Consider the following 20,193-nt stretch of genomic DNA (forward strand, 5'->3'; position numbering starts at 1 on the left):
TTTTTTATTGCCAACGTCTTGGAACCGCCGCGATCATCCCGCGTTTTGAACGCGGCCTCAACCTCAGGCGCTCAAAAAGTGAGGGCCTAAATCCTTTCGTGTGGCAGCCGAGGGCTATCGTGCGACTGGTGCGGTTCATCGGGGTAGGGCAACAGGTTGCAAGTACTCGTGGCGCATCAAAAGCAGTTCGTGGTCGGCCCGCTGGCAGTGCGGGTCGGGCCTGAATGGGAAATCCTGCAACTCGCGAACGGCCTTGTACTGTCCTTCTGCCCCAAACTGCGCGTGAGCAGGTTGCGGTCCCGAGATGGATTGGAGTACGTTCTGCTCGGCTTGGCGGTCCTGGCAGACATGCCCCATTCCACCGTCGAGCAGACCTTTGCATCGCGGCATTCATCGGAAATCGAAGAGTGGACGGGCTTCTGGGCCGGCAAATGGGCCCTGATCTCCGCCGAGCGATGCTGGCAGGACGCAGCCGGCCTGCTCGGTTTGTACTACCGTCGGACTGCCGATGCGGTCTGGATCTCCAGCAGCCCTGCGATCGTCGGCGACTATTTGCCGAATGTGGCACCGGCGCCACGGCTGCCATGGAAAATCGCTCACGAGAAGGGCATGGACTGGATTCCAGCACCGCTCACCACCCGGGAGAATGTTTTCAAGCTCCTCGCCTTGCGGACGATCGCGCCACGCTCCGGCGAAATTCGACCCGTTCGGTTTTCGGCGACCCGCAACAAGATTAGGGACGTCCGCGTCCTCCCGTCGACACTCCAGACTCTGATGGGCAATTGGGGCAGCATGGGGTTCCGCCAGTGCGCAGTGGGGCTGACAGCCGGATTCGACACGCGCACCGTCCTCGCCGCCGCCAAGGCCGCCGACGTAAGGTTCGAGGCCTTCACCGATGTTTATCCACGCCTCGCGCGTGCAGATCGGGAACTGCCGCCGCGTTTGGCCGGCAGCGTTGGAGTTGTCCACAGATTCCACGACGAGCCCGAGTTGTGCGCCGACGAAGCGCGGGCGCGGCAGGCGACGATCATGGCCCACATGGATCGCGCCGTCTTTCACCCGACGGCCACGATGTGCGCCAGCGGCAGGGCCGACCATATGCACGACGCCGGTCTGACGATCGCGTCCGGGCATGGTTTCGAGATCGGCCGGTGTGCGCACTGGGCCAGATTCTTCCGATCGGGCTTGAGCGAGCGGATGCCGACACCGGGTCACCTGCTGCGCTCGTTCTTTCATGCGCGGCCGAACCCGCCATCCCTGTGGATAGAGGCCATGACAGCGTGGCAGCACTCGTTGTCGGATCCCATTCCACTGGATCTCGATTGGCGGGACCGGTTCTATCTCGAGCAGCGCTTCGGCGCGTGGGCGTCGACGGTGCAGCGGACGTTGGACGTGCTGGACGGCAACTTCTTCTATCCCGCGAACTGCCTGTGGATCGGCCACCTCCTGCTGCAGTACAGCCCGCGCGAGCGGCGGCACGGATTCGCCCAGCGTTCGGCGATTCAGGTATTGGCTCCACCTCTCACAGGCCTGCCATTCAATCCGGAGCCCGTGAGGACGCGCCTCAGGAAGAGGCTGCGGATGGCCTACGTCGTCACCAAGCACACGCTGCTGATGATGCCGAACCAGAACCCGTTCAAACCCCCCTCCGGCAACGAAACCGCGTCGACTGAGCTGACTGCAACTTTCCTTCAGCGGCCGAAGGCATAACCTTGCATGAATCGAGGATTGGCCGCTGCCTTCAGCAAAGGGCCTTGTTTTGCCGCCGCAGTGACGCGTCCGAGCATCCAGTTATCGACAACTTCGACATCGTGGCCGCGCCGACGCAGGGAGTCGACAGTCTCAGCCGGAGCGCGCCCCTCGATCACCATCTGGCCGGGGCGCGCTTCTCGCGGGTAGAACGAGCTTGGGAAATGGGTGGTGTGGAACTCCGGCGAATCGATCGCTGCCTGCAGATTCAGCCCGAAATGGATGTGGCGCAGGAACACGTTGAGCGACCATTGATCCTGCTGGTCTCCACCTGGCGTCCCGAACACCATGTAGGGCCGACCTTCGCGCAGCGCCAACGATGGTGTCAGCGTGGTGCGCGGGCGCTTGCGCGGCGCGAGGCTGGCGGGCATCCCATCCTGCAGCCAGAACATCTGCGCGCGGGTCGACAGCGCAAATCCCAGCTCCGGGATCGCAGGCGAGCTTTGCAGCCAGCCGCCACTCGGCGTCGCGGATACCATGTTGCCCCATCGATCGATCACGTCCAGGTGGCAGGTGTCGCCGCGCGCCGCCCCTTGGCGGTCCGTCGGTAGGTCGCGCAGATGCAGCGTAGGCTCGCCCTGGCCGTGCGCTCCCGCATGTGCGATGTCTGCATCCGGGCCGCCAGCGACCCGCACGATCGGCGCGGCGCCATAGCCGTCAACATGACCCGGCCGCAGCTCGCGCGAGGCCTGTTCGCCGACCAGCCGCCTGCGCGCTTCATTGTAGTCCTCTGACAACAGCCGATCGATCGGCACGCGGACGAAATTAGGATCGCCATAAAACGCCTCGCGGTCGGCAAAGGCCAACTTGGCGCACTCAACGACGAGGTGAATGAAATCGGGATCCTGAGGAGACAAGGGCTCAAGACCGAAGCCCTTCAGCAAAGCGAGCTGCTGCAGCGCCACCGGCCCCTGCCCCCATGGTCCGGTCTTGCACAGGGTGTAGCCATGATAGTCATAAGTGCATGGGGACTCGGTTGTCGCCGACCAGCGGGCCATATCGTCGGCGGTCAGCAAGCCGCGATGCCGCATGCCGCTGGTATCCATGGCGTCGGTCTCGCGGCAGAACCGGTCGATTGCCTCGGCGACGAAGCCGCGATACCAGGCGTTGCGTGCCGCCTCGATGCGCGCCTCGCGATTGCGCGCGCCTTGCGCTTCCCGCAGCAGCCGCTTGTAGGTCTCGGCAAGGATCGGACTGCGGAACAGGCTGCCGGCCTCCGGCACCCCGCCTTTGAGCCACAAAGCGGCCGAGCTTGGCCATTCAGATTCGAACAGCTGCCGCACTTCGCCGAGGGCAATGCAGATATTGGGCACGAGGGCAAATCCACCCTCGGCATAGCCGATCGCCGGCGCCAGCACATCCGCCAGTTCCATCGTGCCGTGATCGCGCAGCATCAGCATCCAGGCATCGAATGCACCCGGCACCACGGCTGCCAGCAAACCTGTGCCGGGAACGAGATCAAGGCCGAGGGACCGGTAGGCGTCGATCGTGGCGGCGTCAGGCGCAACGCCCTGGCCACAGATCACGTCGACGCGGCCGGTCTTCGCGTTGTGAAGGATGATCGGCACCTCGCCTGCCGGGCCGTTGAGGTGCGGCTCCACGACTTGCAAGGCGAAGCCGGTGGCGACCGCCGCGTCGAAGGCATTGCCGCCCCTTTCCAGGATGCTCATCCCTGCGGCGGTGGCCAGCCAATGCGTCGAAGCGACGACGCCGAACGTACCAAGGATCTCGGGGCGCGTGGTGAAATTGGACATGGGAAATCCGTGATGTTGCCAAATTGAGTTGGTCAGGCCGATTCCTTGGTCTCGCGCACGTCGAGGAAGTCGCGCAGTGCGTCGCCGATGAAGTTGATGGACAGCACGGTCAGCATGATCGCGATACCCGGGAAGATGCCGAGTCCCCAAGCGCGCGTGATGAAGCTGCGCGCTTCGGCGAGGATGAGACCCCAGGTCGGTGTCGTCGCCTCGACCCCGAGGCCGAGAAACGACAGGCTTGCTTCGGCCAGGATGGCATACGACACGCTGACCGTCGCCTGCACGATGATGGGCGCCATTGCGTTCGGCAGTATGTGGCGCCACATGATCCGGAGATGTGAGACGCCGACGGTCCGCGCCGCCGCGATATACTGCTCCTCCTTAATCGACAGCACCATGCCGCGGGCAATCCTGGCGAAATCGTCAAAGAAAGCGAGCGAGATGGCGATGATAAGGTTGAGGAGCCCGGTTCCGAACACCGCGACCAGATAGACTGCGATAATGATGTTCGGGAACGCCCATTGCAGGTCGATGTAGCGCATGATGATGTGGTCGAGCCAGCCGCCGAAATAGCCCGCCAGCACGCCGAGCGTGACGCCGACGACCAGCGCGATGGCCACCGTGGCGACCCCCACGAACATCGACACCTGGGTGCCGACGATGATGCGGCTCAGCAAATCGCGGCCCAGGTCATCTGTGCCCAGCGGATGCGACCAGCTTGGCGACAGCATCATGTCGAAGGACATGGCGTTGGGATCATAGGGCGCGATCCAAGGGCCGAAGATCGCCGCGATCGTGAACAGGCTGAGGATCACCAGGCCGAATAGCGCCTTTCGGTCGCTCAATAGAACGCCGCGCAGCTTTGCCCAACCGCGCTGCCGCCGCGGCGGGGCCTCGAACGTGTCGATGAGCGCCTGCTCGGTCATTTGTCGTACCGAATCCGCGGGTCGATCATCGTGTAGAGGACATCGACCACCAAATTGCTGAGCACAAAGATCGCGGAGACCACCAGCACCGCGCCCTGGACCGTGGGATAATCCCTGTTCAGGATGCTGTTGATCAGCAGCCTGCCGAGCCCCTTGATCGAGAACACGTTCTCCACGACCACCGCATTTGCCATCAGCAAAGCGAATGCGATGCCCGCCACCGTGATCACCGGGATCAGCGCGTTGGGGAAGGCGTGCCGCAGGATCACTGCGGACGTCGTCAGTCCCTTGGCTCGGGCTACACGGATATAGTCCGTCTTCAGCACCTCCAGCATGCCCGAGCGGATGTTACGCGCGATGATCGCGGAGAACGTCGTGCCGACCGCGATCGCGGGAAGGATGAGGTGAGATACCCACGGCCAGAAACCGTCCGACAGCGGCACATAGCCGATCGCCGGCAGCCACTTGAGGCCGGCCGCAAAGACAATGATGAGCAGAATGCCGAACCAGAATTCCGGCATGCTGAGACCCAGAAAAGCCCAGAACGAGACGACGTTGTCGAGCATGGTGTTGCGGCGCGTGGCGGCAATAAGTCCGGCCGGCACCGCGATCACCAAGGCGATGATGAAGCCGAGGCCTGCCAGCGACAGCGTGCGCGGCAAGGCTTCGATGATCGCCTTCGATACCGGCATGTTGCTGCCGTAGATGGAATTGCCGAGGTCGCCCTGGAACACCAGCCAGAACCACTTCACGTACTGCACGTAGATCGGGGCGTCGAGACCCAGCTTGTGCCGCAGGGCTTCGACGGCTGCGGCATCACCGGCATCGAACAACATCGCGCCGATCGGATCGCCCGGTACGATGCGCAGCATGAAGAAGACCAAGGTCGCCACTGCCCACATCACGATGACGGCGCCGATGGCCCTGCGAATAAGATAACGGGTCATGCGCTCCTCTCGGATCGCCGCGGATGGCGGCGGGCAACGGTGCCCGCCGCGGCCTTCGTCCTCAAGCCAAGGTCACGCGGTCGAGATCGACGAGACCTGGAATTCGGCTCTCCTTCGGGAACGCCACGGTCTTGTGGTGCACCAGGATGTCCGGCTGGTGGAACAAGAAGGCGCTTGCGACCTTGTCCGAGGTGATCTTGTTGGCCTTCGTCACCATCTGGCGCCGCTTGTCGATGTCGGCGGTCGCGCTCTGATCTGAAATAAGCTGATCGACCTCCTTGTCTGAGAAGAAGCCGAACGCGTACTTTGCCTTGTCGCGCCTCCGCCCGTTGAATTTGGAGTTCGTCTGCATCCAGTCGACCAGGGCATCGTCCGGATCGTAGTCGCCGCCGCTGCCGAGGCGCACGAGATCCCAGTTCATGGTATCGAAATCCTCGATCAGAACCGGGAAGTCCTTGGTCTCGATCTCGACGTTGATGTTGAGATGCTGCTTGAGCTGATTGCCGACCACCTGGGTCTCGCGACGGTTGGACGGCGTCGTCAGCAGGCGCAGCTTCGGGAAGCCCTGGCCGTCCGGATAGCCCGCATCGGCCATCAGTTGCTTGGCTTTCGCAAGATCGAAGGTCTGCGTACTGGCCTTGGCGAGATCCGGATCGAAGTAACGTCCCATTGCCGGATTGACGGTGCCGAACGCGGGCATTCCGCGGCCGAACTGCCCCTGCTTGATGTAAGCTTCGCGATCCAGTGCCTTGGCGATCGCCAGGCGCACCATGAATCCCTTCTCCTTCATCAGCTCTTCGACCGGCTTGTTGAAGTCGGTGACCTTCATGTGCTCGTGCCACGGGTTGATCCACACGGCCTGGAAGGTGGGACCAGGCGTTTCGTCCACCACCAGATCGGGATTTGCGACGAAGCGGTCGACGAGCTCAGGCGCAATCGGGTTGCCTCCGATGAGCTGGATGTCGCCGGCCTCGATCGCGGCGGCCAGCGGCTCGGCATCAATAATCGGCTGGATGATGACCTTGTCGAGCTTCGGACGGTCCTTGTCATAATAGTCAGGATTGCGCTCCAGCACCACGGTCTGGCCGAGCTGGTGCTCGGTCACCTTGAATGGCCCGGTTCCCACAGGCTTCAGTCCGTATTCCGATTCTCCCATTTTCTCGAGCGCGCCACGACTCACGATGGTCATGGCGCGGCCGCTCGCTCGCTCCAGCACCTTCGGCAGGAACGAAGCCTGCGGCGCCTTCAGCTTGAAGTGCACTGTGTGGTCCTCGACCTTCTCGACGCTCGCGACATTGGCGAGAACCGCGGAATGGATCGACTTCGCCGGATCGCTCGACCGCTGGTATGTGAAAAGCACATCATCGGCAGTAAAGGGATCGCCGTTATGGAAGACGACGCCCTCCCGCAGCTTGAAAGTATATTCGGTGCCGTCGTCGGAAACCTCCCAGCTTTCCGCCAGATCCCCTTCCGCAACCAGTTCGGCATTGATGTGTGTAAGGCCAGACAGCACGTTGGAGGCAATCTGGAACTGCAGGACCTGATTGATCTGCGCCGGATCCAGCGTGGCGATTTCGCCCACGGCCGCCCAGCCGCACTTGAGTGTGCCGCCGGCCTTGCCTTGCGCCACCGCAGGACGCGGCACGCCGATCAGGTGGCCGGCCGTCAGCAATCCGCTCGCAGCCAGCAAGCGTAGTACGGTGCGTCGCTCCAGCCGGGAGCCGGATAGTGCCTGCCGGTTCAATCCGAACAGCGGATCGCGCGGGTCGAAGTCATATGCGTCGGCAAGCTCCGAACGGATGCGGGCCTGCTCTGCTTCGCTCAGCATCACCTGCTTCGTCGTCATTTGGACCTCCCTTAGCTTCTCCCTGGACCTCCCGGCACGGCATCGGCCTTCGCCTTGTCGGTGAGCCATGCCGGGCTTATGTCGGCTGGCCCGACCTTCGGGCAGGCGACATCATGCTCTTCACCGGCTTTGCGCAATTCAGGCACGGATCGGCGGCAGCTTTCATCGGCGAGCGGGCAGCGCGGATGGAATACGCAGCCGCTCGGCGGATTCATCGGGCTCGGAATTTCGCCACGGATCATCTGGTGCGCTCGGCGATGCTCGATCTCGGGATCCGGAACCGGTACCGACGCGAGCAGTGCCTGCGTGTAGGGATGGCAGCCCTCGTCGAACAGGATATCGCTGTCCGCGATCTCGGCGATGCGACCGAGATACATGACGGCGACGCGCCGGCAGATGTGGCGCACCACGCTGAGATCGTGGCCGATAAAGAGATAGGTGAGGCCGAATTCGCTCCGCAGCTCCTGCAGCAGCCGGACGATCTGCGCCTGGATCGAGACGTCGAGGGCGGATACGGCCTCGTCGCACACGATGAAGTCGGGCCGCAGCGCAAGTGCGCGCGCAATGCCGACCCGCTGGCGCTGCCCGCCGCTCATCTCGTGCGGATAGCTGTCCACCGACCGTGCCGGCAGGCCGCAAACGGACAGCAATTGCCGGACGCGCTGCAATCTTCCGGCACGGCTCGCCTCTATGCTGTGCACAAGCAGCGGCTCGCCCACGATCTCCTCCACGGTCATGCGTGGATTGAGCGAGCTGTACGGGTCCTGGAACACCGCCTGGACACGCCGGCGGAAAGCAAGCGTTTCGGCCGCATCGAAGCCGGCGATGTCGCGGCCCGCGAACCGGATTTGTCCCGATGTCGGTTCGTCGAGCTTCAGCAGCAGGCGGCCGATGGTGGATTTCCCGCAGCCCGATTCGCCGACCAGCCCGAAGGTCTCACCACGGCGGATCGAAAAGCTCACGCCGTCAACCGCCCTCACCTGCCCGATGACGCGATCGAACACGATCCCGCGCTTGACCGGAAAGTATTTGCGCACATCGCGCAGTTCGACCAGGACGTCTTCCGCGCTCATGCCGGCACCATTGCCTGCAGCCGGTGCAACTCGAAGCAGGCGCTTTCGTGCGCGGTGGCGACCGACCGCAATGGCGGCGCGGCTTCAGCGCAGTGCGACATGGCAAGCTTGCAGCGTGGCCGGAAAGCGCAGCCTGAAGGCAGGGCCAGCGGATCGGGCGGGCTTCCCGGGATGGGCTCCATCGGAATATCGCGCGGTCGGTCCAGCCGCGGCACCGAGTTGAGCAGGCCTATCGTGTAGGGATGGCTCGGAGCGCGATAAAGATCGCTCGCCGATCCACGTTCGACGATGCGCCCCGCATACATCACGTTGACGCGGTCCGCGTAGCGCGCCACCACGCCCAGATTGTGGGTGATGATGATGAGCGCCACGTCGAGACGTCGACAGAGATCCTGCATCAGGTGCAGGATCTGCGCCTGGATCGTAACGTCCAGAGCGGTGGTCGGTTCGTCGGCGATGATGAGCTCGGGCTTGCAGCTGAGCGCCATCGCGATCATGGCACGCTGCCGCATCCCGCCGCTGAGATGGTGAGGATATTGCTTCAGACGGCGTTCCGGTTCGGCGATTCCGACGAGTTGAAGCAGTTCGACGGCGCGTGCGTGAGCGGCGCCCGGCGACAGCCCCAGATGAGTCTGCATTGCTTCGGTCAATTGGCGGCCGATCGACAAGACCGGATTGAGCGATGTCATCGGCTCCTGGAACACCATGCCGATCCGATGACCGCGGACGCGACGCATCGCTTCATGATCCAGCCGCAATAGATCCTGCCCATCGAGGCGAACTGCTCCGGCAATGATGCGGCCGAGCGGCTCCGAAACCAGGCGCAGGATCGCGAGTGCCGTGACGGACTTTCCGCTTCCCGATTCACCGACGATCGCCACGACCTCGCCGCGCTCCACATGGAAAGAGACATCGTTGACCGCGCGGATGACCCCGTCAGGCATCCTGAACTCGACTGAAAGACCGTCGACTTCAAGCAGCGGCGGCACGTCGGTCGCGCTCTGCCAACGCAGGACGCCTCGATGTCTTCGATGAGACATTCAGAGCAGCCATGTGCTTGACCTTCTGGGCAGCCTCTCGCACCGGCTGCGCCCATTGCTTCAGAAGCAAATTATCATTATCAATATCGTTAGTGTGTCGGTAAACCTGCCGACTGTCAACACGGGGTCAGCAGCGCACATATGACGTATCTCGCCAAGATCCTCAGTGCGGAGAACTCGCTGCCGCCGAAGCAGCGCAAGAGCAACGCGGTCTATCACTCGCTGAAACGCGCCATCCTTCTGCGCCGCATCGAGCCAGGCCAGGCGCTCTTGGAACAACAGATCGCGGGCGCCATGAGCTGCAGCCAAGGAACGGTGCGCGAAGCGCTCCTGCGCCTGGAGCAGGACGGGCTGGTGACGCGCCGCGGCTATCACGGGACGGTCGTTTCCACCACGTCGCTGGAAGAAGCTGCGCAGATGGCGCGCATCCGCATCTCACTCGAGACGGAGAGCGCGCGCCGGGCCGCGCAATCCTGCACGGAGGCCGACTTCGCGCATTTCGACACCATCATCGAGCGCATTGGAGAGGCCGAAGCAAGGCACGACGGCTACAGCCTCAGCGAGCTCGATCGCGAATTCCATCTGAGCATATTTCAGCGGGCGCGACTGACGACTCTCGAGCCGATCCTGACCCGCTGCGCGCTGCATGTGCATCGCTACACCTTCGGCAACGGACCGGTCGGCGTCACACCCGACCACCGCATCGGCTTACCCTCAAGCATGGAGCAGCACCAGACCGTGCGCGATGCCCTGGTGACCCGCGACCCGGAGGTCGCTGCCCGAGCTATGCGCGATCACATCGAAACGATCATCGGCTACTGGTCTGCAGACCTGCTCGCTGCCGTGCGGGCCGAGCCGACCTCGCGATAGCCCGCTGAGCGGACCACGGGGGCTGCGTCTCCACCGCTGGCTGTTCGCCTCGCTGCCCGTCAAAGAAGCGCGGCACGGCGATGCCGCCGGATCAACGATTCCGAATTAGATCTAGGAATCGCCAACAGTTTGCGTGTGATCTCAACTGCAGTACTGGCATCTATCGCACTTTAAGGCGAAAGACTTGCCGGCAGGCTGCCAGTCCTTTATGGCCGCACTGAACACGTTCGCGCTTGGCTGGCGGTTGAGTGCGCTGCGTGCTTTGCGGCGGATCGGGGGCAGATGGAATGGGGAGCCAGGAGTTGCGAGACGTTCGCTCGACGAAGAGTCGGAGCTCGAAGCATCTTCCGCCGAATCGAGGGATGTTGAGGGCATGAGACACATAATTAAGAACCTAATCCGGCCGATCCCCGTCGTTTATATCACGCGCTTCAACATCGCCGTTCGCTTCGGACAGCAGCCGCAAAGGTCGGTACATCTTGATCCCGTGTGGCTGGAGGAGCGCATAGCGTTGTTTGAGCGCTACTGCTTGCCGAAAATGGCCGCGCAGTCAGACCCCCGCTTCAGGTGGCTGATCCTTGTAAGCCCTGAAACCGACAACACCATCGTGGAGCGTCTCTTGCGCGCGCCGAACTCAGAGGTAATTCCAGTTGCTCCCAATACCGCGCTTGGACCGTTGGTAGCTTCCCGCGTGGCGAAGATGGGAGACTCCATCATCACCAGCCGAATCGACAGTGACGATCAGCTTTCGGCTACGTTCACGCAAGCTCTGCGCGAGATCAGATGGAATGGCCGGCGCCGTTTTGCCACCTATTTCACAAGAGGCCTGTACCTCGACGCACATTCCGGTATCTATCGCGCGTTTAGATTCCCGCTTAACCAATACCCAGCAGTTTTTGAGCATAGTCCGGCCCGGGAATTCGTCACCGTCCACGCCCACAGTCACAATCGGTTGCACAAGCTGATGGACGCCGATCTGCTGAAGACCAAGCGCCCGATGTGGTGCACAGTCGTTCATGGCGGCAATGTCCTGAACCAAATGCGGGGCCGACCAACGAAAGCGCCGCCAGAAGACTGGTAAGCCGCGCTTTACCAGGCATCGCAACATTCATTCAGCTTCAGTGTTTCGACCACTGCAGATCGCCGCACGGGGCGGCCGTTTGGCCATACCGGCGTGCCTGACCTGATTTCGCTTTTCAAAACCTCAACGCGATTCATTCTGCTGGTTCACTTTGGCGCGTGGTTCTACGCCGATATCGCGGCGGCGAAACGAACGCTGAAGCAAATCGGCCGCGAAAACGATGTGAAGGTCATCGTTGGCTACGACGGCTTGACGCTCGATCTGGAGATGCTGAAAGAATCGCGAGGCTAGGTAGGAGTAAGGGACACAGCGCCTTCCGGTGCGTTTAGGAGGCCAATAGAGCTTTTGCCCCTGAGATCTCCGCGAGGGTCGCAGCCGACGCCCCAATCCTCGCGGTGCCTGTCTTTGTCCAGACGACCGCGTCTTAACGCATCGAAACAACTATTTTGAAAAATGGTGGGCGCACCAGGACTCGAACCTGGGACCCGCTGATTAAGAGTCAGCTGCTCTACCAACTGAGCTATGCGCCCGCCCCATGCGAGGCGCGCGGTATAGCAAAAGCGCCACAGCTTTGTCGATAGCCAAATTGGCCCATATTTTCCGAGGGCTGCCAATGGCTTAGGGGAATCAATCCTCGCCGGAGGTGCGCCGGCCGACCCGATAGTCGCGATGGACATAGACCGACATCAGGAGACCGAATCCCACCATGACCGTCATCAAGGCGGTGCCGCCGTAGGAGATCAGCGGCAGCGGGATGCCGACGACCGGGATCAGGCCCATCACCATCGCGGTGTTGATGAAAAAATACAGAAATATGTTCATGGTCACGCCGAACGCCAGAAGGCGCCCGAAGTGGCTGCGCGTCCTGAGTGCGATGGCGAGCCCATAGACTACCAGCAGCGAATAGAGTGCCAACACCAGCAGCCCACCCACCATGCCCAGTTCTTCGCCCAGCATGGTGAAGATGAAGTCCGTGTGGCGTTCGGGCAGGAAGTTCAGCTGCGCCTGCGACCCCTGCATCAATCCCTTGCCCCAGACGCCGCCCGAACCCAGCGCGATCTTGGATTGCGTGATGTGATAGCCGGTGCCCAGCGCGTCCCGCGACGGGTCTAGGAAGGTCAGAAGCCGTGCCTTCTGATAATCATGCAGGAAGCCGGAATTCCATGCCCCGACCGCCCCGACGATGCCGAGGGCGAACACGATCGCGAACTTCCACCAGCGGACGCCCGCCACGAAAAAGATGGCACCGCCCGCCATCAGCAGCATACCGGCCGTGCCGAGGTCCGGTTGCTTCAGCACCAGGCCTGCCGGCAGCACCACCAGCAAAGTGGGCATGATCAGCACCCATGGCCGGCCGATCTCTTCATAGCTGAGGCTGTGGAAATAGCGCGCCAGGACCAGGCACAGGGAGATCTTCATCAGCTCCGAGGGCTGCAGCTGGAAGAACTTGAGATCGATCCAACGTTGCGCCCCCATGCCGACCTCGCCGGCGAACTCGACATACACCAGCAGGATGAAGGCGACGCCATAGAGCGGATAGGCGATCTTCGCGAGCCGCTGCAGATCGACCATGCCGATGGTGATCATGACGCAGATGCCGACTGCGAAGCGGATGACCTGCTTGTTCATCCAGCGGTCCGCGTCTCCGCCGGCGGCGGAATAGAGCATCGCGAAGCCGATCGACGCCACCATGGTGATGAGAATGATCAGGCTCCACGGAACCTGCCGGATGCGCTGCGTCAGCCGGAGGCCCGGCGGCGATCCCACGCTATGGAGTTCGACGCTCATTCCAGTCCTTCCTCACGGCATCTCGCGCCGGCCGCCTTCGGCATTGGGATTGCGCCGTGACGGGTCGCGCCGCTGGCATTCAATCAGGATGTCGCGCGCGATTGGCGCAGCGACCGCCGAACCGCCGCCGCCATGCTCCACCACCACGGCGCAGGCGTAGCGCGGCGCATGGACCGGCGCGAACGCGACGAACAACGCATGGTCGCGCTGGTTCCAGGGCAGTTGGTCGTTCTTGAGCACGCCACGCGCGCGCTCCGCCATGGTGATGCGCCGCACCTGCGCAGTCCCGGTCTTACCCGCCAGCTCCATTCCCGGAATATCGATGCGCGAGCGGAAAGCGGTGCCGCGTTCGGTGTTGCTCACCATGTCCATGCCGACGCGCAGCACATTCAGGTAGTTCTGCGGCAACTCGAGGCTCGGGAATGTCGGGTTTCCTTCGTCGTTCGGCGATTCCTCGGAGATCCGTCGCACCAGACGCGGCCTGACCGCATAGCCGCCATTGGCGATGCGCGCCGTCATGACGCAAAGCTGCAGCGGCGTCGTGGTAATGAAACCTTGTCCGATACCGGCCACCAGCGTTTCGCCCGGATGCCAGATGTCGCTGAAAGTGGCTTTCTTCCATTGCGAGTCGGGGATCAGGCCCGGCTTCTCCCCCGGCAGATCGAGACCCTGCATGGCGCCCAGGCCGAACATCCGCGCGGTCTCCGCGAGCCTATCGATGCCAGCCCGCCGGGCGATCTCATAGAAATAGACGTCGCACGAATGCTTGAGCGCGTTGGTCATGTCCATCGAGCCATGACCTTCGCGCTTCCAGCAATGGAAGCGCGCAGAGCCAAGGGTGGTGACGCCGCTGCAATAGACGCGATCGTTGGGGCTGACGCCGGCCCTCAAGCCGGCCAGCGCTGTCATCATCTTGAAGGTCGAACCGGGCGCGTACTGGCCGGCAACCGCCTTGTTGGTGAGCGGGCCGTAGATATCGTTGCTCAGCTCCTGCCATTCATCGGTGGTCAGGCCGCGATAGAACGCCGTCGGATCGAAGGATGGCGTCGAGACCAAGGCGAGCAGGTCGCCGGTATAGACGTCCATGACCGCGGCCGCGCCGGCCATTTCGCTCGACAGGCGTTGATGCGCGAACTGATGCAATCCGATGTCGAGCGTGGTCACGAGATCGCTGCCGGCATCGCCCTCGCGCCGGGCGAGCTCCCGGATCACGCGGCCGTAGGAATTGACTTCGAGCTGGCTCTCGCCGGCGCCACCACGCAATGGCCCGTCATATTGCCGCTCCAGCCCGTTCTTGCCGATGCGGAAACCGGGCTGCTTCAGCAGTGGATCGGGGTCGTTCTCGACATCCCGTTCACTCGGCACCTGGACATAACCCAGGATGTGCGAGGTGATGCCGCCGAACGGATAAACCCGCTTCTGGTCGATCTCGATGGAGATACCCGGCAAGTCGGGCAGGTTGAGCTCGACTGCATTCACCTCTTCCCAGGTGAGATCGTCCTTCACCGTGATCGGCTTGAAGGCCTGGGTACGCTGCTTCTCGCGCATGGTGCGCGCGATGTCCCGTTCGCTCAACGGCACGATCCGGGAAAAGGCTTCGAGCGTCGCCTGCAGGTTCGGCGTCTGCTCTGCCACCAGGATGGCGCGGTAGCTTGGCGAATTGGTGGCCAGCGGGATGCCGAAGCGGTCGAGGATGAGGCCGCGCGGCGGGAACAGAATGCGGTGACTGATGCGGTTCTCGTCCGACAGCAGCTTGTATTTCTCGCCCTCTACTACCTGCAGGTAATAGAGCCGGCTGGCCAGGGCGCTGACCATGCCAAGCTGCAGCCCGCCCAACAGCGCCACGCGGCGCGTGAACACCTTCTGCTGGCTTTGTTGTTGCTGCTGCTTGATCCGGCCCATACTAGCGGCCCTCACTGATCGAACAGCGCGCGCTGCAATCGTCCGAACAGGAGGGTCAGGACCGGATAGAGCGCGACATTCACGATGCTTTGCAGCGCAATCGGCCAAGGATCTGGCCATCGCTCCAGGATCAGCGCCGCCAACGCCCAGGAGAAGAAGAACACGGCAACCGAGGTCGCCGCGAAGGCCAGCCACACCAGGAAGAAGGAGGCATCGGCCAAATGTTGCCGCCAGAACTGCGCGCTGCCGCACACGATAAGCGCCACGAGCATGCTGAGGCCGAAGGGCGAGAGGCCGAGCAGATCGCTTGCCAGACCGACCAGGGCCGCCACCCAGGGCGTCATCGCCTCCGGCTGGTAGATGGTCCAGTAGAAGATCGAAGCCGCGACCAAGGATCCTCCCAGGGGCGCGTCGAACGGTCGCCAAGGCGCAATGCTGATCAACAACAGCAGCAAGGAAACCAGCGCCGGCGTCGCGAGACGCAGCCACTCCGTGATCTGATGCCGGATGCTGAGTCCGATCACCGGTTGGATCCTTCTGCCGGTTTCAGCTTCGGTTGCGTGGCTGCGGGCTTAGCAGGCTTCGGCAGCTGCACCGGTGCGGCCCTCGGCTTGGCGAATTGCTGACTCAACGAGTCGATGCCGAGATCTTCGCGCAACACGCCCGGGAGCCCATAATCCACCATGCGGATGAATTCCAAGCGGCCCAGATCCGCAAAAGGCTGAACGTAGGTCTTGCCGTCCACGATCTCGGCCACTTCGCCGACCGGCAAGCCGGGCGGGAAAGCGCCGCCGATGCCTGATGTTACCACATGATCGCCCACTTTGACGTCGGCATCGCGCGGCAGGTAGTTGATGTCCGGCTGATCCGAGTTGTTGCCGGCGAGGACCGCCTGGTCGCGCGTACGTTCGATCAGGATGGGCAGGCGGCTGTTGATGTCCGTCAGGAGCATGATGCGCGAGACGCGATCGCCGACATCCTGGACCCGCCCGACCATGCCGTTGCCGACCATGGCGGCCTGCCCCTTCACCACGCCATGCTGGCGTCCCGCGAGCGCAATGACGCCGCGCACGAAACCGGAGGACGCATCGGCAATGACCGGCGCGCTGATGAAGCTGACACGGGGGCTCGGCGCCATCTTCAGCAGCGCGCGCAGCGATTCGTTCTCCGCCTGCAGATTGCGCGCCTGCTGCTCCCAGTCCTTGAGGGCCTGGTTCTCGCGCAGCAGCACTTCGACCTGCTGCTTCAACGAGAAGTAGGATTGCACGTCGCTGGCGGTCTCGCGGGCGGTCTCGACCGGCGCCGAGACGACGTGGATCACCGGGCCGATGCTGTCGGCAACCCAGATGCGCAGCCGCGACAGCATGACGGTATCCGCCTTGCCGATCAGCAGCACCCCGAAAGCGGCGATCGTCAGCAGGACAAAAGAAAACCGCTGGAACCAGACCTTCAGGGAGGAAGTCGCGCCGATGGCGCTAGAACGCTGTCTCACGTCCCGCCCTCCGGGAATTCTTGCCGGCGCTCAAAGCCTTGGAATCCCGTCCCTTATCTAATTTTTCCACAGGCGAACCACGGCCGCAAAGGAAAACTGCGGCTATGCTACCGCAAACATGGTTAATACATGCTGATCAAGACGTGGCGATGCGCCTTGATATCTTCGAGGCAACGGCCGGTTCCGAGGGCCACGCAGGACAGGGCGTCGTCGGCCACCGAGACCGGCAGCCCGGTCGCGTGGCGGAGCACATAATCGAGATTGGCCAGCAGGGCGCCGCCGCCCGTCAGGACGATGCCTTTGTCGACGATATCCCCCGCCAGCTCGGGGGCGGTATGTTCCAGCGCGACCTTCACGGCCTCGATGATGGCGCCGACCGGCTCGGCCAAAGCCTCGGCCACCTGCCGCTCGGTAATCACCAGCTCCTTAGGCACGCCGTTCATCAGGTCGCGGCCCTTGATTTCCATGACCTTGCCTTCGCCGTCTTCCGGCGGGCAGGCGGAGCCGATCTCCTTCTTGATGCGCTCGGCGGACCCTTCGCCGACCAGGAGATTATGATTGCGGCGGATGTAGCCGATGATGGCTTCGTCCATCTTGTCGCCGCCGACGCGGACCGATCGCGAATAGACGATGCCGCCGAGCGAGAGGACGGCCACCTCGGTCGTGCCGCCGCCGATATCGACCACCATGGAGCCAGTCGGCTCCGTCACCGGCAGGCCCGCGCCGATCGCGGCGGCCATTGGCTCTTCGATCAGCCACACCTTGCTGGCGCCGGCGGATTCCGCGGATTCCTGGATGGCGCGGCGTTCCACCGCGGTCGAGCCGGACGGGACGCAGACGATGATCTGCGGCCGAGCGAACGACCTGCGGTTGTTATGAACCTTGCGGATGAAATGCTTGATCATCTCCTCCGCCACCTCGAAATCGGCGATGACGCCGTCGCGTAAGGGGCGGATTGCCTGGATATTTCCCGGAGTTCGGCCCAGCATCAGCTTGGCCTCGTCGCCGACAGCTAAAACGTGCTTTTTACCACGGGTATCGGCGATGGCGACGACGGATGGTTCGTTGAGGACAATTCCTCGGCCTTTCACATACACAAGGGTATTCGCGGTCCCCAGGTCAATCGCCATATCGGACGAGAACATGCCCACCAGCTTAGAAAACATCCAATTTCACCCGTCTCACTCGGACCCTAGGGCTCAACCTACCCGCGACTTTCCTGATAAGAGGTTACCGGACGACGCTGGGCAACCGAGCCCTTCTGCAAAGCCGCGCTGCTTTCGGGGGCGGCAGGCTGATGCGCCACGGCACAGGAGACCGCGTCAGATATGCCGAAGAGGCCCGCCTGTTCGCGACTCAGCAGGTCGTTCCCCGGCTGGCCGGGTATGCTTTTACCCCTCGCTTGCAAGTCAAGACAAGAGCCAAATTGGCACACGAATCCAAGCGAGGACCAACGGAGTCATTGGCCCTCGCACATGCATCGAATGATATAGACGGCGATCAGTTCTTGCTCTTGTCGACCAGACGATTGCTGGAGATCCACGGCATCATCGCGCGCAGCTTGCCGCCGACTTCCTCGATCGGATGCTCCGCCGCGCGGCGCCGCATCGCCTTGAAGCTCGGCTGGCCGGCATTGCATTCCTGCACCCAGTCGCGCGCGAAACGGCCCGACTGGATATCGTCCAGGATGCGTTTCATTTCGCGCTTGGTCTCTTCGGTCACGATGCGCGGGCCGCGGGTGTAGTCGCCGTACTCCGCGGTGTTGGAGATCGAGTAGCGCATGTTCGCGATGCCGCCCTCATAGATCAGGTCGACGATCAGCTTCACTTCGTGCAGGCACTCGAAATACGCCATCTCCGGCGCGTAGCCCGCCTCGACCAGGGTCTCGTAGCCGGCCTGGATGAGGGCGGTCAGGCCGCCGCACAGCACGACCTGCTCGCCGAACAGGTCGGTCTCGCATTCCTCGCGGAAGTTGGTCTCGATGATACCCGAGCGGCCGCCGCCGATCGCGCTGGCATAGGAGAGCGCGAGCTCCAACGCGTTGCCCGACGCGTTCTGCGCGACCGCGACCAGGCACGGTACGCCGCCGCCCTTCAGATACTCGCCGCGCACGGTATGGCCCGGGCCCTTCGGCGCCACCATCAGCACGTCGAGATCGGCGCGCGGCTCGATCAGCTTGAAATGGATGTTGAGGCCGTGTGCGAAAGCGAGCGCAGCACCCTGCTTCATGTTGGGTGCAAGGTCGTCGGCATAGAGCTTCGCCTGCAGCTCATCGGGCGTCAGGATCATGACGAGGTCGGCCCACTTCGCGGCCTCGGCCGGTGTCATGACCTTGAGGCCGGCATTCTCCGCCTTCTTGGCCGAGGCGGAACCGGGGCGCAGCGCGACCCGCACTTCCTTTACCCCGCTGTCCTTCAGGTTCAGCGCGTGGGCGTGGCCCTGGCTGCCATAGCCGACAACGGCGACGTTCTTTCCCTTGATCAGGTTCACGTCGGCATCGCGATCGTAATAGACTCTCATCTCCGTCTCCTTGACTCCAAGCTCACCGCGACAGCGCCAGCTTCACGCCGAGCGCCGTCAGAAACCCGCCGAACAGCGCGTCCAAGCCGCGCTTCGCGTTGCTGTAGATCCGCCGCGCCCGCGGTGCGGACAGCACCAGGGCGACCAGCGCGTACCAGCCGAACTCGTTCATCGCCAAGATCGCCAGCGCCGCGCCCTTCAGCCACAGCGGTGCATCGACCGGCAGAAGGGTCACGAAGATCGAGCCGAAGAACACGGCCGCCTTCGGATTGGAGAGCTGCACCGCAAGGCAGCGCAGGAAGGTCGCACGCCTGGCTACCGCGAGCTGAACGGATTCGGCCGACATGTCGCCGCCGCGCCACGCCTCGCGCAGCATGCCGACGCCCAGATAGATGAGATAGGCCGCGCCGCCCAGGCGCATGGCATCGTAGAGCCACGGCGCTTGCGCGAACAGCAGGTGCAGCCCGAAGAAGGTCGCCACCGCCCAGATCAGGGCACCGGTTGCCATCGCCGCGGCTGCGATCACGCCCGCCGAACGCGAGTTGCTGATCGCTGTGCGGGAAACCGCGAGGAAAGCCGGCCCCGGGCTCGCCGCGACCAGCAGATGGACTGCAGCGAAGGCAGTCAGCACCGAAACACCCTGCGACAGGCTGAAGTCCGTCATCGCGCTTCCCTCAGATCGCTTCCGGACCGCGCGAGATCGCGACCACGCCGGTGCGCGACACTTCAATAAGCCCCAGCGGCTGCATCAGGTTGATGAAGGCGTTCAGTTTCTCGGTCGAGCCCGTCATCTCGAAGACGAAGGATTCGATCGTCGAATCCACGACGCGGGCGCGGAAGATGTCGGCGATGCGCAGGGATTCGACGCGCTTCTCACCCGCCCCCTTCACCTTCACGAGCACGAGTTCGCGCTCGAGCGACGGCGCTTCGATCGTGAGATCGGTGACGCGATGGACCGGCACCAGGCGGCGCAGCTGGTTCTTGATCTGCTCGATGATCATCGGCGTGCCGCTGGTGACGATGGTGATGCGCGAGAAGTGGCGCTGCGCATCGACTTCGGCGACGGTCAGGCTTTCGATGTTGTAGCCGCGGCCGGAGAACAGGCCGATGACGCGCGCCAGGACGCCGGCCTCGTTGTCCACCATCACCGAGATCGTGTGACGCTCAATCTGTTGCTGCTGCACTCCTTCAGCCCCCTTCTTGGC

General features: G+C 63.1%; 18 protein-coding genes and 1 tRNA gene. 4 read left to right on the forward strand and 15 right to left on the reverse strand.

Annotated features, from left to right (window positions below; genetic code table 11):
• Nucleotides 1–168 precede the first annotated feature (168 nt).
• Nucleotides 169–1,710 (forward strand): hypothetical protein, encoded by a 1,542-nt coding sequence (locus DTX69_RS03650; RefSeq protein ID WP_162916613.1) that lies wholly within the window; start codon nt 169–171, stop codon nt 1,708–1,710.
• Here the strand turns inward: DTX69_RS03650 and DTX69_RS03655 are convergent.
• The 6 genes from DTX69_RS03655 to DTX69_RS03680 all read right to left on the reverse strand — a co-directional run bounded on the left by DTX69_RS03655 (nt 1,692) and on the right by DTX69_RS03680 (nt 9,335).
• The gene (locus tag DTX69_RS03655) at nt 1,692–3,503 is read right to left on the reverse strand and encodes a gamma-glutamyltransferase family protein (RefSeq protein ID WP_119300152.1); all 1,812 of its coding nucleotides are present in this window, start codon (nt 3,501–3,503) and stop codon (nt 1,692–1,694) included. The two genes, DTX69_RS03650 and DTX69_RS03655, sit on opposite strands and share 19 nt — an antisense overlap.
• A gap of 32 nt (nt 3,504–3,535) precedes the next feature.
• On the reverse strand, nt 3,536–4,429 hold the full coding sequence (locus tag DTX69_RS03660; RefSeq protein ID WP_119300153.1) for an ABC transporter permease: 894 nt from the start codon (nt 4,427–4,429) through the stop codon (nt 3,536–3,538).
• Nucleotides 4,426–5,376, reverse strand: a complete 951-nt coding sequence (locus DTX69_RS03665; protein WP_119300154.1) for an ABC transporter permease — start codon at nt 5,374–5,376, stop codon at nt 4,426–4,428. Before DTX69_RS03665 ends, DTX69_RS03660 begins: the two co-directional genes overlap by 4 nt.
• Nucleotides 5,377–5,437: 61 nt before the next feature.
• On the reverse strand, nt 5,438–7,222 hold the full coding sequence (locus DTX69_RS03670) for an ABC transporter substrate-binding protein (protein WP_162916615.1): 1,785 nt from the start codon (nt 7,220–7,222) through the stop codon (nt 5,438–5,440).
• A gap of 11 nt (nt 7,223–7,233) precedes the next feature.
• Complete coding sequence (locus tag DTX69_RS03675) at nt 7,234–8,295, reverse strand: ABC transporter ATP-binding protein (RefSeq protein WP_119300156.1); 1,062 nt, start codon at nt 8,293–8,295, stop codon at nt 7,234–7,236.
• Nucleotides 8,292–9,335 (reverse strand): ABC transporter ATP-binding protein, encoded by a 1,044-nt coding sequence (locus tag DTX69_RS03680; RefSeq protein ID WP_119300157.1) that lies wholly within the window; start codon nt 9,333–9,335, stop codon nt 8,292–8,294. Before DTX69_RS03680 ends, DTX69_RS03675 begins: the two co-directional genes overlap by 4 nt.
• 141 nt (nt 9,336–9,476) lie before the next feature.
• Here DTX69_RS03680 and DTX69_RS03685 point away from each other — a divergent pair, with 141 nt between their 5' ends.
• The 3 genes from DTX69_RS03685 to DTX69_RS03695 all read left to right on the forward strand — a co-directional run bounded on the left by DTX69_RS03685 (nt 9,477) and on the right by DTX69_RS03695 (nt 11,577).
• The gene (locus DTX69_RS03685; RefSeq protein WP_119300158.1) at nt 9,477–10,205 is read left to right on the forward strand and encodes a GntR family transcriptional regulator; all 729 of its coding nucleotides are present in this window, start codon (nt 9,477–9,479) and stop codon (nt 10,203–10,205) included.
• Between the two features lie 208 nt (nt 10,206–10,413).
• The gene (locus tag DTX69_RS03690) at nt 10,414–11,286 is read left to right on the forward strand and encodes a glycosyltransferase (RefSeq protein ID WP_119300159.1); all 873 of its coding nucleotides are present in this window, start codon (nt 10,414–10,416) and stop codon (nt 11,284–11,286) included.
• A gap of 93 nt (nt 11,287–11,379) precedes the next feature.
• Nucleotides 11,380–11,577: a hypothetical protein gene (locus DTX69_RS03695; RefSeq protein ID WP_119300160.1), complete on the forward strand. Its 198-nt coding sequence runs from the start codon at nt 11,380–11,382 to the stop codon at nt 11,575–11,577.
• A gap of 163 nt (nt 11,578–11,740) precedes the next feature.
• On the opposite strand, the gene DTX69_RS03700 is transcribed toward DTX69_RS03695, so the two are convergent.
• From DTX69_RS03700 to ilvN, 9 genes are all read right to left on the reverse strand, one after another.
• Nucleotides 11,741–11,816, reverse strand: a tRNA-Lys gene (locus DTX69_RS03700).
• Nucleotides 11,817–11,913: 97 nt separating this feature from the next.
• Nucleotides 11,914–13,074 carry a rod shape-determining protein RodA gene (gene rodA / locus DTX69_RS03705; RefSeq protein WP_119300161.1) on the reverse strand — a complete coding sequence of 387 codons (1,161 nt, stop codon included), beginning with the start codon at nt 13,072–13,074 and terminating at the stop codon, nt 11,914–11,916.
• Between the two features lie 12 nt (nt 13,075–13,086).
• Nucleotides 13,087–14,976: a penicillin-binding protein 2 gene (gene mrdA, locus DTX69_RS03710; RefSeq protein WP_119300162.1), complete on the reverse strand. Its 1,890-nt coding sequence runs from the start codon at nt 14,974–14,976 to the stop codon at nt 13,087–13,089.
• 11 nt (nt 14,977–14,987) lie between these two features.
• Nucleotides 14,988–15,500, reverse strand: coding sequence for a rod shape-determining protein MreD (mreD, locus tag DTX69_RS03715; RefSeq protein WP_162916617.1), 513 nt, complete (start codon nt 15,498–15,500; stop codon nt 14,988–14,990).
• Entirely contained in the window at nt 15,497–16,468 is a 972-nt protein-coding gene (gene mreC / locus DTX69_RS03720; protein WP_119300164.1) for a rod shape-determining protein MreC, read from the reverse strand. Before mreC ends, mreD begins: the two co-directional genes overlap by 4 nt.
• A 122-nt stretch (nt 16,469–16,590) precedes the next feature.
• Nucleotides 16,591–17,634, reverse strand: coding sequence for a rod shape-determining protein (locus DTX69_RS03725; RefSeq protein WP_119277125.1), 1,044 nt, complete (start codon nt 17,632–17,634; stop codon nt 16,591–16,593).
• 334 nt (nt 17,635–17,968) lie between these two features.
• Entirely contained in the window at nt 17,969–18,988 is a 1,020-nt protein-coding gene (ilvC, locus tag DTX69_RS03730) for a ketol-acid reductoisomerase (RefSeq protein ID WP_119300165.1), read from the reverse strand.
• A 22-nt stretch (nt 18,989–19,010) separates the two neighbouring features.
• Complete coding sequence (locus DTX69_RS03735) at nt 19,011–19,652, reverse strand: LysE family transporter (RefSeq protein WP_119300166.1); 642 nt, start codon at nt 19,650–19,652, stop codon at nt 19,011–19,013.
• A 10-nt stretch (nt 19,653–19,662) separates the two neighbouring features.
• Nucleotides 19,663–20,172, reverse strand: a complete 510-nt coding sequence (gene ilvN / locus DTX69_RS03740) for an acetolactate synthase small subunit (protein WP_119300167.1) — start codon at nt 20,170–20,172, stop codon at nt 19,663–19,665.
• Nucleotides 20,173–20,193 lie beyond the last annotated feature (21 nt).

Source organism: Dongia deserti (genome assembly GCF_003574735.1).
Classification (GTDB): Bacteria; Pseudomonadota; Alphaproteobacteria; order Dongiales; family Dongiaceae; genus Dongia_A; species Dongia_A deserti.

Bases quoted from the DNA above. Each gene is read 5' to 3' on its own strand.
- DTX69_RS03675 (WP_119300156.1), bottom strand. From the start codon at position 8,295: ATGAGCGCGGAAGACGTCCTGGTCGAACTGCGCGATGTGCGCAAATAC.
- DTX69_RS03735 (WP_119300166.1), bottom strand. From the start codon at position 19,652: ATGACGGACTTCAGCCTGTCGCAGGGTGTTTCGGTGCTGACTGCCTTC.
- ilvC (WP_119300165.1), bottom strand. From the start codon at position 18,988: ATGAGAGTCTATTACGATCGCGATGCCGACGTGAACCTGATCAAGGGA.
- DTX69_RS03670 (WP_162916615.1), bottom strand. From the start codon at position 7,222: ATGACGACGAAGCAGGTGATGCTGAGCGAAGCAGAGCAGGCCCGCATC.
- DTX69_RS03725 (WP_119277125.1), bottom strand. From the start codon at position 17,634: ATGTTTTCTAAGCTGGTGGGCATGTTCTCGTCCGATATGGCGATTGAC.
- DTX69_RS03660 (WP_119300153.1), bottom strand. From the start codon at position 4,429: ATGACCGAGCAGGCGCTCATCGACACGTTCGAGGCCCCGCCGCGGCGG.
- rodA (WP_119300161.1), bottom strand. From the start codon at position 13,074: ATGAGCGTCGAACTCCATAGCGTGGGATCGCCGCCGGGCCTCCGGCTG.
- DTX69_RS03690 (WP_119300159.1), top strand. From the start codon at position 10,414: ATGGCCGCACTGAACACGTTCGCGCTTGGCTGGCGGTTGAGTGCGCTG.
- mrdA (WP_119300162.1), bottom strand. From the start codon at position 14,976: ATGGGCCGGATCAAGCAGCAGCAACAACAAAGCCAGCAGAAGGTGTTC.
- DTX69_RS03685 (WP_119300158.1), top strand. From the start codon at position 9,477: ATGACGTATCTCGCCAAGATCCTCAGTGCGGAGAACTCGCTGCCGCCG.
- DTX69_RS03665 (WP_119300154.1), bottom strand. From the start codon at position 5,376: ATGACCCGTTATCTTATTCGCAGGGCCATCGGCGCCGTCATCGTGATG.
- DTX69_RS03680 (WP_119300157.1), bottom strand. From the start codon at position 9,335: ATGTCTCATCGAAGACATCGAGGCGTCCTGCGTTGGCAGAGCGCGACC.
- DTX69_RS03655 (WP_119300152.1), bottom strand. From the start codon at position 3,503: ATGTCCAATTTCACCACGCGCCCCGAGATCCTTGGTACGTTCGGCGTC.